Here is a 564-nt window from a genome sequence, read left to right on the forward strand (position 1 = left end):
ACAAACGCAAGGACATCCCCCAAGAGGTTTCCGCCGCCCCCTTCCGGAGGATTTGTCGGTGCAGTGGATGCCTGCCTCCGTCATCCTCACTCACCTCACCATCTACGGAAAGGTGCAGGTGAACCGGCAGACGCAACAGGAATTGGTGCAGGCGCTCGAGAAGTATGAGTTCGAGATGCGCACCAACAATCAGGGTAGTACGGAGTATGGGGTGGTGAAGTACCGGTCGGACGAGGTGGAACGGAACTTCAGGCAATAGGTGCACATCAAAAAAAGTTTTGCCTGTGGTGCAAATCCCATTTGATATACATCAAACGGACTTTGCACCACAGGCAATTGTAGTTTATGCAGATTCAGAATAAGTAAAAAGCGTATTATAATCGGTTGAAATTCAATGGAACCAAACTACTGACATCCATATCCCACCGCGCCCGTGTACGACAAAACAGGATTTTCCGATTCCGTATCTTTGTACTACGGAAAAAGGGAGAGGAGCTGCTTCAAAACTCTGATAGAAAAATCATCCTGTCATTCAGAGGAGCTTGCGACGAAGAATCTCCTCCC

Annotated in this window: 1 protein-coding gene and 1 pseudogene; both read left to right on the forward strand. The window is 48.8% G+C overall.

Annotated elements, in window-relative coordinates; translation table 11 throughout:
• Nucleotides 1–259 (forward strand): annotated as a pseudogene (locus DW121_RS15505) (hypothetical protein); the annotation flags it as partial.
• Nucleotides 260–384: 125 nt separating this feature from the next.
• A partial coding sequence (locus DW121_RS15900) for a hypothetical protein (protein WP_222704297.1) occupies nt 385–564 on the forward strand: 180 nt, incomplete at its 3' end.

It is taken from the genome of Bacteroides sp. AM10-21B (genome assembly GCF_003472565.1).
GTDB lineage: Bacteria > Bacteroidota > Bacteroidia > Bacteroidales > Bacteroidaceae > Bacteroides > Bacteroides propionicigenes.